The organism is Chloroherpetonaceae bacterium (genome assembly GCA_025056565.1).
Classification (GTDB): domain Bacteria; phylum Bacteroidota; class Chlorobiia; order Chlorobiales; family Thermochlorobacteraceae; genus Thermochlorobacter.
This window is the reverse complement of sequence record JANWWA010000011.1, coordinates 71,247-83,747: the sequence shown is the minus strand read 5'-3', so window position 1 is coordinate 83,747 and position 12,501 is coordinate 71,247. Positions and strand designations below refer to the sequence as shown.

15 protein-coding genes are annotated in these 12,501 nt (G+C 48.6%); 8 read left to right on the top strand and 7 right to left on the bottom strand.

Annotated elements, in window-relative coordinates:
* The first annotated feature begins 124 nt into the window (after positions 1-124).
* Positions 125-601: a 2-vinyl bacteriochlorophyllide hydratase gene (bchF, locus tag NZM05_09420; protein MCS7013830.1), complete on the top strand. Its 477-nt coding sequence runs from the start codon at positions 125-127 to the stop codon at positions 599-601.
* 115 nt (positions 602-716) lie between these two features.
* On the opposite strand, the gene NZM05_09415 is transcribed toward bchF, so the two are convergent.
* Positions 717-1,070, bottom strand: coding sequence for a hypothetical protein (locus NZM05_09415; GenBank protein MCS7013829.1), 354 nt, complete (start codon positions 1,068-1,070; stop codon positions 717-719).
* A gap of 456 nt (positions 1,071-1,526) precedes the next feature.
* Here NZM05_09415 and NZM05_09410 point away from each other — a divergent pair, with 456 nt between their 5' ends.
* From NZM05_09410 to NZM05_09400, 3 genes are all read left to right on the top strand, one after another.
* Positions 1,527-2,141, top strand: a complete 615-nt coding sequence (locus tag NZM05_09410) for a response regulator (GenBank protein MCS7013828.1) — start codon at positions 1,527-1,529, stop codon at positions 2,139-2,141.
* 38 nt (positions 2,142-2,179) lie between these two features.
* A complete protein-coding gene (locus NZM05_09405; GenBank protein MCS7013827.1) occupies positions 2,180-2,563 on the top strand; it encodes a response regulator in 384 nt (127 codons plus the stop codon).
* 78 nt (positions 2,564-2,641) lie between these two features.
* Entirely contained in the window at positions 2,642-3,586 is a 945-nt protein-coding gene (locus tag NZM05_09400) for a DegV family protein (GenBank protein MCS7013826.1), read from the top strand.
* 74 nt (positions 3,587-3,660) lie between these two features.
* On the opposite strand, the gene NZM05_09395 is transcribed toward NZM05_09400, so the two are convergent.
* The 4 genes from NZM05_09395 to NZM05_09380 all read right to left on the bottom strand — a co-directional run bounded on the left by NZM05_09395 (position 3,661) and on the right by NZM05_09380 (position 7,941).
* Positions 3,661-4,713: a DNA methyltransferase gene (locus NZM05_09395; protein ID MCS7013825.1), complete on the bottom strand. Its 1,053-nt coding sequence runs from the start codon at positions 4,711-4,713 to the stop codon at positions 3,661-3,663.
* 37 nt (positions 4,714-4,750) lie between these two features.
* Positions 4,751-5,503: a Uma2 family endonuclease gene (locus tag NZM05_09390; GenBank protein ID MCS7013824.1), complete on the bottom strand. Its 753-nt coding sequence runs from the start codon at positions 5,501-5,503 to the stop codon at positions 4,751-4,753.
* Between the two features lie 132 nt (positions 5,504-5,635).
* A complete protein-coding gene (guaB, locus tag NZM05_09385; GenBank protein MCS7013823.1) occupies positions 5,636-7,126 on the bottom strand; it encodes an IMP dehydrogenase in 1,491 nt (496 codons plus the stop codon).
* A gap of 173 nt (positions 7,127-7,299) precedes the next feature.
* Complete coding sequence (locus NZM05_09380; protein ID MCS7013822.1) at positions 7,300-7,941, bottom strand: hypothetical protein; 642 nt, start codon at positions 7,939-7,941, stop codon at positions 7,300-7,302.
* A 200-nt stretch (positions 7,942-8,141) separates the two neighbouring features.
* Between NZM05_09380 and NZM05_09375 the strand changes: the two genes are divergently transcribed.
* The 3 genes from NZM05_09375 (at position 8,142) to NZM05_09365 (ending at position 10,407) form a co-directional block, all read left to right on the top strand.
* Positions 8,142-8,999 (top strand): thiamine pyrophosphate-dependent enzyme, encoded by an 858-nt coding sequence (locus NZM05_09375; protein ID MCS7013821.1) that lies wholly within the window; start codon positions 8,142-8,144, stop codon positions 8,997-8,999.
* A gap of 79 nt (positions 9,000-9,078) precedes the next feature.
* Positions 9,079-9,381 carry a four helix bundle protein gene (locus NZM05_09370; GenBank protein ID MCS7013820.1) on the top strand — a complete coding sequence of 101 codons (303 nt, stop codon included), beginning with the start codon at positions 9,079-9,081 and terminating at the stop codon, positions 9,379-9,381.
* A 126-nt stretch (positions 9,382-9,507) separates the two neighbouring features.
* Positions 9,508-10,407, top strand: coding sequence for a transketolase (locus NZM05_09365; GenBank protein ID MCS7013819.1), 900 nt, complete (start codon positions 9,508-9,510; stop codon positions 10,405-10,407).
* A gap of 30 nt (positions 10,408-10,437) precedes the next feature.
* Here the strand turns inward: NZM05_09365 and NZM05_09360 are convergent, their stop codons facing one another.
* A complete protein-coding gene (locus NZM05_09360; protein ID MCS7013818.1) occupies positions 10,438-11,340 on the bottom strand; it encodes an SDR family oxidoreductase in 903 nt (300 codons plus the stop codon).
* A gap of 61 nt (positions 11,341-11,401) precedes the next feature.
* Here NZM05_09360 and NZM05_09355 point away from each other — a divergent pair, with 61 nt between their 5' ends.
* A complete protein-coding gene (locus tag NZM05_09355; GenBank protein MCS7013817.1) occupies positions 11,402-12,115 on the top strand; it encodes an SEC59/DGK1/VTE5 family protein in 714 nt (237 codons plus the stop codon).
* A 1-nt stretch (position 12,116) separates the two neighbouring features.
* Here NZM05_09355 and NZM05_09350 read toward each other — a convergent pair whose 3' ends face one another.
* On the bottom strand, positions 12,117-12,497 hold the full coding sequence (locus NZM05_09350) for a hypothetical protein (protein MCS7013816.1): 381 nt from the start codon (positions 12,495-12,497) through the stop codon (positions 12,117-12,119).
* Between the last annotated feature and the right edge of the window lie 4 nt (positions 12,498-12,501).

Here is a 12,501-nt window from a genome sequence, read left to right as displayed (position 1 = left end):
GTGATGTGAATGCAGAGTGTTCTGCTAGACGAAAGCCAGCTAAAAACGCACCGATGCTATGCTCGTATTGACTAACTAACGGTTTTTGTAGATTACTAGCACAACTGACTAGGGAAGAAAAACAATGCCACGCTACACACCAGAACAGCTACGCAAGCGTAATCGCTCTATCTGGACAAAGGTGCAGCTGATTCTTGCACCGATTCAATTTGTAGTCTTCATTGTTGGCTTTATTCTCACCTACCTTTACTATGTGGGGGAAATCTCCGACTTTCGAGTTGTAACCTATGCAATCATCGTCAAAACGCTCTTTATTGTGGTGCTGTTCGTAACAGGGGCGCTTTTCGAGAAGGAAATTTTTGGGCAGTGGGTTTACGCACCTGAATTTTTCTGGGAAGATGTAGGAAGCACAATCGCAATGTCGGTGCACTTCCTCTACTTCATTCTTGCCGCATTTAAGGCATCTACGGAAGCGCTAATTTGGTGTGCCTTTGCTGCATACTTTAGCTATGTGGTCAATGCAGCGCAGTATCTAATTCGCCTCTGGCTGGAAAAGCGCAATGAAAAGCGCCTAAAGGCACAAGGGATTGCTGTGCGTTGAGAACTGACTTTATACGCTTGCGCTTGTGCACTTTACCTAAGGCTCAAAAGACTTATCAGGGCAGGTGCGTGATGGCGAAAACAAAGTGTGAGAGGCTCGAAGGTAACCGCCAGCACTACTTTCGACTACGTGACGAAGTAGATGCTGGCTTTGCGGCAGTGAATCGGCACTCTGATGTTGACTCGTAGAGCTTATCGCCCTGTACTTCACTTCGGGTACTGAGATAAAGCACACCGCCTTGTAGCCTGCCTGTGCCTTCCATCTGCATTCCGAGCGGTTGCGCCGCTTGCTTCGGAATCTTGAACTCTGAATTAGAGCTAACCTCTGCGTTTAGGAGGTATTCGAAACTTGCTGAAACGGAGGCAGAAGGATTTTGCGCGCTACCTTTCGCTTGAAAAATCAGCTTAATCCGCTTTGAGTCGGCTGGATCTTTTTGAATGGTGAGAGTACTAGTGCTATTATCCGTCACTGGTTCACCGCCACTTGTAACTTTGCACTGGCCTTGCTGTCTCCAAGTGCCCACAAATGAATCGCGAAGGTCTTGCCCAACAGCGGGAAGGCTTATCAGCAGACTTATGAGCAGGCAGAAGAAAAGGCAAAACTGATACCGCTTCATTGTGCAGGAAAACTGAAAACTCGAAAAGCTGCCACAAATATGCAGAAAAATATGAAAAAGCGCAAATATTGCGTTGCTAAGAAGGGTAGGTGGTAAGATGCACTGGGTATACCGCTGAGTGATGCACGGCGTGGGCGACTCGGTGACTTTTGCCCATCGCTTTAATCGCGCTTTTCAAGGGCAGGTAGCAAGGCACTATCCCTCGCTGCTTGTTTCCAAATGTCGCAAACTGTGCTTGAATGCCTTTTTGAAGTGAGTTTTGTATATTCTCCGCTGAGTACTTCACCAAACTAAGCCTGACACTATCCAATGATTAGAAAAATGTTGCTGGCTGACGACGATCGAGATATCCACTTTTACGTGCAGTCAGTCCTCCAAACCTCGTGGCTCAGCATTAAGTCGGTCTATAATGGCAAAGATGCCCTCAAGGAGTTTGAGGCAATGGATTATGATTTGATTCTGACCGACCTTTCTATGCCTGAAATGAATGGTGTAGATTTAATCAAAGCGCTGTTTCAGTCGAAGTTCAAAGTGCCTCCTGTAGTGGTGCTAAGCTCGATGTCGGATACAAGTTTAATTGTTAAATGCCTTAGTGCAGGCGTCTCAGACTACATTATCAAACCTGCTGAACCTTCTCGCATTCGAAAGACAGTCTATGGCATTTTGCACTTAGATGAGTCTGGCAATCCAGTCGCACAGCGCCCGCTTTCAAGCTATATGGGCGAAATGACAATGATGAAATCGACGGGTAAGCTGCTCTTGGACGACGGTAAGAACACGGGCGTGATGTATTACGAAGAAGGCAAGCTGAAACAAATTCAGTTTGCTGGTCTGACAGGGTTAGAAGCGCTTGAGGCAGCCAAGCGTGCAAAGTTTCTGAACGTAAGTTTTGCACCAAGCAACCCAGTGGGCGATACGAAGTAACACATCGGTCGAGGTAAGATGCAAAACTTGCATCAAAGATGTGGTCGCAGCCGAGCCAGACATATAAGATGCTTGTAGTTGATGACGAAGAGGACTTCCATCTCTTTATCCACACTGCACTAAAAGAGTATCCCGTTGAAATCAAAGGTGTCTATACAGGTCGCGAGGCACTGAAACAAATTCAGGAGGAACGATACGACCTGATTTTGCTCGACATTATGATGCCAGAAGGGACAGGCGGCGACTTTATGCGTGTCGTGCATACGCAGATGCTATCGGTGCCCCCAATTGTGGTGATGAGTTCAATGAACGATGCGAGGCTTGTGCAAAATGTGCTGAGCACTGGCGCAGCGGCTTTTATTTTGAAGCCGATCGACGCCGCTGAATTACGAAATACTGTCAGAAAAATACTGAATTGCTAATCGCCTCAGCATGAACCTTAAAAAACCCAATCTTGCGGCAGTTCAAATGCCACAAAATGAACCAGCAGGCGCACATATATGAGAATTTCAATTGTAACAGACTCGACTTGTGATTTGCCACAAGACCTGCTTTTTCAATACAACATTCGCCAAGTCCCTATTCGTGCGGTGGTGCAAGGCAAAGTAAGTTACGACAATTACTATGACTTTGACCGTGATGCCTTTTACAAGCAGCAGCTGGATGGCACAGAGAATGCAAAGTTTGAAGCTCCTACGGTCGATGAGTTCATCCAAGCCTACAAGAAGCTCTGCTTGGAGACTGATATGATTCTCTCAATTCACGAATCAAGTCGATTGAGTGAAACAGTCAAAAATGCCCGTGCTGCAGCCTTAGCAGGAATGGAGAGTATGAAAAAAATGCGCCTGCAAAAGAATATTGGCACGCCATTTCAGATTCGTGTCATTGACTCGCAAAGTGTGTCGTTAGGCTTGGGGCTTTTGGTGCTACGTGCGGCAGAGCTAATTTCAAGACAAGTGTCGTTTCTACGGCTCTCTAATGCGCTGGAGAAACTGGCAGAGCAGATTTTCTTCTACGCTGTGCCCAAAGAGCCAGCTTACCTACGCACTGCAAAAGAAATTACAAAAGTCTCCATTTTTGAAGCTGGTCTTGCAACTTTTACTGACACGAAGCCCGTAGCCGTGATAAACAAAGGGCAGTTCAAACTAATCGAGAAAGTAAAAGGCTATGAACCAGCTATTGAGCACGCAACAAAACGAGCACTATCGCAGCTGCAGGAAAAACGCTCTTACGAGAAAGTAGGCTTTGTGTATAGTGGCAGCGCACTCAGACTAGACGAAATTGCAGCGGTTGCGCAAGCACGAGCCGAATTGGCTGGTATGGGTTTGGGTTCAATTACCTCCAATATGAACCCAACGTTAGCAAGATACTTAGGTCCAGGAGCTGTAGGCATTGCACTCATCAATGATGACCTTAGCATTACAGACCTTGCTGAAATACGGTGAGTTGGCAGCATCGCAAAGCACCAACTAAACGGCATAGGTATGCAGGGTGACCGACCAGTGCAGCGTTGAGTGGGCTACTGCACAAGCGAAAACATATCAAATTGCGTGCAGCGCAAGGCTTGAAGTGCGCCAGCTGCAATTTCGGGATTGATTTCATAACCGATACCGTTGCGCCCCAGTTCTGCTGCAGCAAGACAAGTCGTGCCCGAACCCAAGAAGGGGTCTAACACCGTTTCACCCACATAACTGAACGCCTTAATAAGGCGGCGCGGCAATTCTCTCGGAAAAGGGGCAACATGGTTACGGTGTTGCCCACTTTTTTCAGGCTTCATTAACCATACATCGCTATTCTTGATAGAAAGCCAAAAGTCTTTGTCTAGTTTGGAGCGCTCTTTTTGCTCTTTTGTGAGGTGCGAATACTTATTAGCGCCGGGTTTAGCGGGCTTGTCGAATTCCAAGATGAACTCGTGCATATTGTTGATGAGGATTCCACCGGGGTATGGATACGTGCCGAAATGAGCGCGCACGCCATTGGTTTTGTGCCAAACGATATCGCGTTTGAAGATAAAGCCGATGGATTCGCAGAGGTCAATCGTTCTGCCCACGAGATTCAGCGTGCGAAAGCCGCCGCCTTCCAGTCGCACAGGAAGGTTCATGATGTTGATGAAGAGTTTTCTACCCGATTGCAAAACGCGAAAACACTCGCGCCAAACTTGACCGATTTTCTCAAACCATTCGTCTATGTCGTGAATGTCACCCAAGTCGTTGTTTAGTGGCTTGCGTGAGTACATCTTAGCGTTGAAGTAAGGCGGCGAGGTTACGACAAGGTGCACACTCTCCTCGGCTAAGTCGGACATTTCGGTCGAGCTATCAATGACGAGAGTTTGTGTCGTGCCGTTTTGTTCAATCACATTTAAGCGTGGAAGTGATGCAGGTGCGTGTGTTGAACTGTGCGGCTGGCACAACATTTGTAGGTCTGAAAGTGAAAACCGCCGCTGACCACTTGCTGCAACCGTTGCCCTAAGTTTGCCGCTCTTAACAAGACATTCAACGGTTTTGACGGACACATTGAGATACTGTGCTGCTTCCACTAGCGAAAGATAGGTGCGTTCTTGGTAGTCCTTCATCGGCTTAGGGAAGAGTTAGGCAGTAGGCAGAGAGCGTTTAAATCCTGTCAGGGTCAATGCCCAGTTTGCGCAGTTCTGCGGCTAATCGCTCGGCGCGCGCTTCGGCTTGCTCGGCGCGTTGGCGTTCTTTTTCTGCCAGTTCTGCACCAGTCAGTAGTAAATTCCCTGATGCATCATACCAGCGTAGCCACTCCGCCTCTATTCCCTCGAACACACCACGCCACAACCGCACCTCCAACCCAACTCCCTCTAACTTGCCTGACAACACTTCCTCATATCGCCTGCCCTGCAGTTCATAACACGTCAGCCGCTTCGTTGTCCGAAAATCCGCAGGGTCATACACCACATAGTAACCCACCCCAATCTGAGCATACAACCGCATCTTCTCATCAAACTCCCCGCCATAACTGGGTGAAAGCACCTCCACCACCACATCTGGCGGCTTGCTATACTCCCAAACAAAATATGACCGGCGACGCTTTTCGTGAATCAACGCCCCTTGCGGCGGTTCCACACCGAGACTGAGAAACATATCAGGCACCACAGGCGGCAAATACAGTCCGTAGAAAATGGCGACATTGTCGCAGGCTAAAAAGGGCTGACTTGGCTTCCAACTGACATAAAGCGGCTCTACAAGTAGGCGCTGCTGACGTTCCGTAAAGAGACTATCCACAGGAGCTTGGTCATCAGTTTGAATGTGAGAAATGTCCAGTTCCATAATTGGCGCCATCTCGTCAGCCCAAGCCGTCGGAGGCGTCTTGGTCTCCACATTTTTCACAGGTTCAGCCATCGCTCAACTCAGTTAAGTTACAGGAACTTGGTTACAAGCGAATCAAGCGAATATAGTGCAGGGCTTGGCAAAAGAGCGAACACCAGCGCTGCACGGAATGAAGCGATGCGAGAAGGTAGGTCGTAAAGCTGCTTAAGCGTTTAGTGAATAATTCGGTGCTTCTTTGGTAATAAAGACGCTATGTGGATGCGACTCGCGCAGGCCTGCATTGGTGATTTTGACGAATTTCGTTTTGGTCTTGAGTTCCTCAATCGTTCTAACGCCACAGTAGCCCATTGCAGCGCGCAACCCACCAATAAGTTGATAGACGACCTCGCTTAGTGCACCTTTGTAGGGCACTCTGCCTTCGATGCCTTCAGGCACGAACTTTTTGACATCGTCTTCTGCATCTTGGAAATAGCGGTCGCTGCTGCCTTCAGCCTCACTCATTGCGCCGAGACTACCCATTCCGCGATACGATTTGAACTTTCTACCTTCATAGAGAATTGTCTCGCCCGGTGATTCATCGACGCCAGCAAACAGTGAGCCTATCATGACACTATCGGCACCGGCAGCAAGAGCCTTGACAATATCGCCCGAATACTTAATGCCCCCATCTGCAATAAGCGGGGTATTGGTCTTTTGAGCCTCTTCATAGCAGTTCATAATTGCGGAAAGTTGCGGCACGCCTACGCCCGCTACGATGCGCGTCGTGCAAATGCTACCCGGCCCAATGCCGACTTTGACGCAATCTGCGCCAGCCGCAACTAAGTCGTGCACGCCTTCTGCGGTTGCCACATTGCCGGCGATAATTCCCAGCGAAGGAAATTTGGCTCTAATGGTTTCGACCATCTTCAAGACGGCTTCACTGTGACCATGTGCTGTATCGACGACAATCGCATCGACCCCTGCACTTACCAGTGCCTCAACGCGCTGGAGCGTGTTGGCACGAATGCCAACGGCTGCAGCAACACGCAACCTGCCTAACTCGTCTTTGCACGCATTTGGAAATTTTTTCTTCTTTTGAATGTCCTTGAAGGTGATTAGCCCTTTGAGGTTACCTTCTTTGTCGACGATGAGCAGTTTTTCGATTTTGTGGTGCTGCAAGATTTCTTCGGCTTCTTCGAGTGTGGTGCCGACTTCAGCGGTGATGAGATTCTCTTTGGTCATAATGTCGGCAATTTTTTGATGCAGGTCGGGCTTGAAGCGCAAATCACGGTTGGTGATGATGCCGCGCAATTTTTTATTGGCTAAATTTTCCGAGCCGTTTTCCACAACGGGAATGCCTGAAATCGAGTAACGTGCCATCAGCTCGAGTGCATCTTTGACCGTTGCATCTTCGGTGAGTGTAATTGGATTTTGAATCATACCGCTCTCAGAGCGTTTGACGCGATCGACTTCGGCAGCTTGCTGCTCAATGGTGAGATTTTTATGAATGACGCCCATTCCACCTTCGCGCGCAAGCGCAATCGCCATTTCCGATTCGGTAACCGTATCCATCGCAGCGGAAAGCAGCGGTACATTGAGACGAATAGACTTAGTGAGGCGCGTAGAGACATCAGCGTCGCGTGGTAGCACTGCAGAACGAGCTGGCACAAGCAACACATCGTCAAAGGTCAAGGCTTCGTAAAGAATTTTGGACATTGTTGGTAGCAAATTGGGTTGGAAGGTTTAATGAAGTGCTGTGCAAGTGCGTAAACGCAAAATGCGTGGAAAGCCTCATCATTACCGAATCACTTTTGCAAAGTTACAACGCAGTTTTGCTCGAACAAAAAGAGGGCGGCTTTGCGCCCTCTTCAAGGAAGACAAGGGCTACGCTATGGCTGGTTGAAAAGAGTGTGCAAGCGAATAGAAGCTTTATTCAGGTCGTGTAAATGTTCCGTAGCACTGCCAGACCCTATTGGGAAGAAAATAGACGTGATAGGAACATCAAACTCGCCAGTAACGGTGACAGTTGCACCGGATGGACCGACTTCGCGGAAAGTGCCGTTGTATCTGCCTTGAACTCGCTTTTGGGCGTCGTCGTATCGTGTGACATTGACCCGGAACGAGGTGTTGCTAATAACTGTGCCACTTGCAGCGGTGTCGCCAGCCGCAAAGTTACGGCGACCTAATTGCAATTGAGCACCAACCGATGTGCCTTCATAGACACCAGCACGGTTGCCACGAAAGGTAAAACTTATGGCTGTAGCAGAAGAGTCAGTAAAATTAAACTCGGCAATTTGGAAGACGGCAGTTGTGCGAAGTGTGCTGTCGTAGAGAGCAAATTTCGGCGGAAGAATAGGCAACGGCAGAGTTTCTGGAATAGTAAAAGTGCGGTTGTTGAAGCCAGCACCGTTCACTGTAAAAAAGTTGCCGGGTGGTGCACTGCTTTCTGAGACAGGATTGTCATCTCGGCGGCAAGCAGAAAGAGACGCAAAGAGTAGCAGAATAAGTAGTAGGTTACGAAGTCTAAGCATAGTCATAGTTTAGGTTATTCGTTGAGTTTAGGTTAAGGAGGTAGAGAAGCAATATCACGCCAATCATTTGCTTCTCTCACAGGGGACTTAGACGCTCACGCTAACGCTACGATTGCGAAATTTGACAAAATATGTGAGCTGCGTCACTATATCCGTAATTCCTCCATAAAACCGTAACTTCACGCATCAAACTGAAAACAATGATGCACAAAGAGAAAGAACTTGAACTGAAAGCTCTTGCACTACGGGTGCGTGAGCACATCGTCCGAATGGCAACCGATGGTGGTTGCTTTATCGGTGCGTCGCTCTCTTGCGCAGATCTTATCGTCTATCTCTACAAAGAGGTTTTGGGACTTACGCCTGAAAATTTGCGCGACGAGAACCGCAACTATCTCTTGCTCTCCAAAGGACACGACGTGCCCGCGCTCTACGGCACGCTCGCCGAACTGGGTTTCATCGAGCGCGAGCGATTGAAGCATCATCTTCATACGAGCGACTCGATTTACTGGCACCCGAATCGCGCCATTCCGGGCATTGAATTTCATTCGGGGTCGCTCGGTCATTTGCTTTCGGTCGCAATGGGCATCGCCTACGACATCAAACTGCGCGGCGGCAAAAACAAAGTCTATGTGATTGTGGGCGATGGTGAACTCAACGAAGGCTCGATGTGGGAAGGCTTCCTCGTGGCAAAAGCCTACAAGCTTGATAATCTTGTGGCAATCGTTGACCGCAATGAGTTTCAAGCGAATGTTCGAACCGAAGACCTCATTCCGATTGAGCCGCTCGAACCAAAATTCGAAGCGTTTGGCTGGAACGTGAAGCGCATCAATGGACACGATTTCAACGCGCTCGAAGAAGCATTCCAGTGGATTCCAGAGAACGGCTCGCCCAGCGTCATCATCGCCGATACGGTTCGCGGCAAAGGCTTGCCCAGCATTGAGCGACGCGCCGACCGTTGGTTCGTCAATTTCAAGCCCGAAGAAATCGAGCAACTTTTGAAAGAACTTCACGGCGAAGCGCAAGCGGAACTCAGTTCGGAAACGTTGATAGTGAGGTAAGAACAAGAAGCGAGAATCGAGAAGCGAGAAAAAGAGAGTTAAGCGACGAGAGAATTTTCTTCAACCATAAACTTCGGAAATGATGGAGAGAGCAACTCGTTTTCAAGACCTTGTCGTATGGCAAAAAGCACATCAGTTCGTTTTGAATGCGTATCAACTCACGCAACGGCTGCCGAAAGAAGAACTGTTTGGGTTCTCATCTCAACTGCGTCGCGCTGCCGTCTCAATTGCCGCGAATATCGTAGAAGGATTTCGCAAGAGAGGCAAAAACGACAAGCTAAAATTTCTCAACATTGCGCAAGGTTCGGCTGATGAATGCGCGTATTTCTTGATTTTGATTCAGGATTTGAACTATGCTCAAACAGTAGAACTTTCGCGCTAACTTGACGAAGTGTCACGCTTGTTGCAAGGCTACATGAACGCCGTTTCAAAATCAAAGCTTTAACTCAAAACAAGGAGCGACTGCGACAGTCTCAATTCTCGCTTCTTGCTCCTCAATTCTGAAAAAATGACCTACGAAGACGTCCTAAAAGAAATCGCGCAAAAGAGCGACAAGCTTATCGTGATGACGGCGGAAAATCGCGCCGCAATTCGCAACCTGCCACCGCAATTGGGCAAGCGCTTCATTGATGTAGGGATTGCGGAGCAAACAATGATTGGAATGGCGGCAGGTCTAGCGCTTCGCGGTCGCTATCCGATTGTCCATGCGCTGGCAACGTTTTTGGTTTTTCGTGCTTACGAGTTCATCCGCGATGATGTCGCTATTCCGAACCTACCTGTGAAGATGGTGGGCGGTGTGCCTGGCTTTCTTTCTGACGCAAACGGTCCGACACACCAAGCGATTGAAGATGTGGCACTGATGCGCGGCTTGCCAAACGTGATGGTCTTTTGTCCCAGCGACGCAGAGGAACTTGCCGAAGGAATCAAAGTTCTTGCCGAATATCCCGCGCCATGCTACATCAGACACAATCCGCATCCTGCGCCTGTAAGGCACATTGCGCCGTTTGAGATTGGCAAAGCTGAAACACTCTCCAATGGAAACGATATAGCGATTCTGGTCTACGGCTTTTTGCTTCGTGAAGCGGTGAAGGCAAAAGACATCTTAGAGGCACAGGGCAAGTCCGTGCGGCTCATCAATATCCGAATGCCCAAGCCAATTGACGCAGAGACAGTGCTAAGAGCCGCAAGGGAATGCAAATTGGTTGTAACGCTCGAAGACCATTTTTTAACAGGTGGGCTATACAGCATTGTGGCTGAACTGCTGCTCAAGCATCAGCTTATGGCAAATGTGCTTCCGATTGCACTGGAACATCGGTGGTTCAAACCTGCGCTCTTGGACAGGGTGTTGGAGTATGAAGGCTTTACAGGTAGGCAAATTGCTGAGCGAATTTTGAGTGCGCTAGCGTAGAGGCAAAGAGGTGGAGGGCGCGAGTAGGAATTAAAGTGCGCGTATCATTTCATCAAATGATGGAATTCGGGTTTTAATGATGCTCAGGAGCTTGCGATTGTCCAGGCTGCAGTCGCGTGGGCGGGGCGGCGTAGAGACCACTTCTGAAAGCAGGGCAGAACGGTAGCGATGTGGCGGTACCCCAAAGCGCTCAAAAATACGCTTGCCAATTTCATAGCGAGAAAGCCGTTCATTGCCAACGGCATGAAAAATACCCCGTGCTTCTCTGGCGTCATCGAGAGCAAATTCCACAACGATTTTCGCTAGTGTATCGACAGCAATAGGACTGCGGTATTCATCAATAAAAAGCGTCGGGGTACGCTCACTGGCAATATCCAGCATCAAACGTTCATTGAGACTGCGTGTCCCGCGTGGCGAGTAGCCAAGCATAATCGTAGTGCGAAGAACGGCATAATCTTCAAGTGTTTGAGCAATCTCATCTTCACTGATAGCTTTGGTCGCGCCGTAGAAGCTAAGTGGACGGCGAGTATCAGTTTCTTGGTAGTTACCTTTTTCGCCGTCAAAGACAAGGTCTGTGGAGATGAAGATAAAGCGGGCACCAAAGTGTTCGGCAAGTCTGGCGAGCAGGCGCGTAACCAAGATGTTCTGCACAGTTGCCGCATCGCGTTGCCACTCACAGGCAACAGGGTCGCTCATTGCAGCTGTGTGGATGATTACATTGGGACGCCAGTTTGAAAGCACATTCCACACATCGTTCTCCGATGAAAGGTCAAGGGAGAGCACAGGGTGTCCTAATGAGAATGCAGCGGGCACGGTAAAAGACGCATGGCGCTGCACGGCGCAAATCTGAAGATGAGGGCGCAGAGCAAGATGACGAAGAATATTGCCACCTAAAAGACCACTTGCGCCAGTAAGAAAAACTTTCAACGCCATAGAGAAAAATTTTGTAACCCTAAACCGATTGCTCTAACTTTACAGGCAATTTGTAAGCGCTATGCAACATTCTGAACCGGAGGGCATCGGGACGCTCAAGGAAGTAACTCAAAACGGGCGGCTAGATGCCGCGCAAATTGAATACCACAACGAGCTGGCTCGCAAAGCAATTCACGTTTGCTCCATCGCTATACCGCTAATTTACTACCACATTACGCAGAAGTTGGCAATAGTTTTACTGACGATTTTGTTTCTCGGCTTTTTTACAGTGGATTTTGTCAAAATGTTTGTGCAGCCTGTAGCCGTGTGGTATTTCAAAACTTTTGGCTCACTACTTCGTCCGCACGAAAAAGACCCAACGAAAAAGCGCTTCAATGGCGCAACTTTTGTTACACTGTCGGCATTGCTAACTGTAGCGCTATTTCCGAAAATCATTGCAATTGCATCATTTGCAATCCTAATTGTTGCAGATACCGCAGCGGCATTAGTTGGACGCAAGTTTGGCAAGCATAAACTTTTTTCTAAGACCGTAGAGGGTAGCCTTGCATTCCTCATCGCTGCGATAGCAGTGGTTGCATTGACGCCGCACCTCAACTTTGCTGTGGGCATCGGACTGGCGGTTGTAGCCACAATTGCAGAAGTGGTGCCGTTCAAAATTGGGGGTTACACGATTGATGACAACCTTACCATTCCATTGAGTGCAGCAGCCTTTGCATACGTATGCTACTGGATTTTCCTACCGAATGAAATTCCCCTACTAATGAAAGGCCAATAACTCAGATAGGCTGCGATAAGTCAGGCTTCGGCAACTCGCCGTGATGGATTTTATCCACATACCACCACCAATGCGACTTCGGGTAGCGCTTACAGCGATAGCGGTCTTCCAGCAAGCCAATACCAAACTCATACTCCTCGAGATATTTGTAAGCTTTTTCAAGCACAATGCGGTCGTTGCGGCGTACCTCAGCCGCAAGTTCAGGGGTCAGTTCATTTTTTCGAATCTCAATGTCACTGCGGTAGAAAAGAAACTCATCGTAGCCCTCAATCCAGATCTCTTCGGGGTCGGCAAGGTCTTTGCAGTAGCGTGCGTAGATTTTAACCAACTCTTGGATTGTAAAACCACGAGAACAATAAAGTTGTGGGACAGGCTCATCCATAGCT

Coding starts and splice junctions, on each gene's coding strand:
- NZM05_09410 (MCS7013828.1), top strand. CDS start 1,527: ATGATTAGAAAAATGTTGCTGGCTGACGACGATCGAGATATCCACTTT.
- NZM05_09355 (MCS7013817.1), top strand. CDS start 11,402: ATGCAACATTCTGAACCGGAGGGCATCGGGACGCTCAAGGAAGTAACT.
- bchF (MCS7013830.1), top strand. CDS start 125: ATGCCACGCTACACACCAGAACAGCTACGCAAGCGTAATCGCTCTATC.
- NZM05_09390 (MCS7013824.1), bottom strand. CDS start 5,503: ATGGCTGAACCTGTGAAAAATGTGGAGACCAAGACGCCTCCGACGGCT.
- NZM05_09365 (MCS7013819.1), top strand. CDS start 9,508: ATGACCTACGAAGACGTCCTAAAAGAAATCGCGCAAAAGAGCGACAAG.
- NZM05_09380 (MCS7013822.1), bottom strand. CDS start 7,941: ATGCTTAGACTTCGTAACCTACTACTTATTCTGCTACTCTTTGCGTCT.
- NZM05_09395 (MCS7013825.1), bottom strand. CDS start 4,713: ATGAAGGACTACCAAGAACGCACCTATCTTTCGCTAGTGGAAGCAGCA.
- guaB (MCS7013823.1), bottom strand. CDS start 7,126: ATGTCCAAAATTCTTTACGAAGCCTTGACCTTTGACGATGTGTTGCTT.
- NZM05_09400 (MCS7013826.1), top strand. CDS start 2,642: ATGAGAATTTCAATTGTAACAGACTCGACTTGTGATTTGCCACAAGAC.
- NZM05_09360 (MCS7013818.1), bottom strand. CDS start 11,340: ATGGCGTTGAAAGTTTTTCTTACTGGCGCAAGTGGTCTTTTAGGTGGC.
- NZM05_09350 (MCS7013816.1), bottom strand. CDS start 12,497: ATGGATGAGCCTGTCCCACAACTTTATTGTTCTCGTGGTTTTACAATC.
- NZM05_09370 (MCS7013820.1), top strand. CDS start 9,079: ATGATGGAGAGAGCAACTCGTTTTCAAGACCTTGTCGTATGGCAAAAA.
- NZM05_09375 (MCS7013821.1), top strand. CDS start 8,142: ATGATGCACAAAGAGAAAGAACTTGAACTGAAAGCTCTTGCACTACGG.
- NZM05_09405 (MCS7013827.1), top strand. CDS start 2,180: ATGTGGTCGCAGCCGAGCCAGACATATAAGATGCTTGTAGTTGATGAC.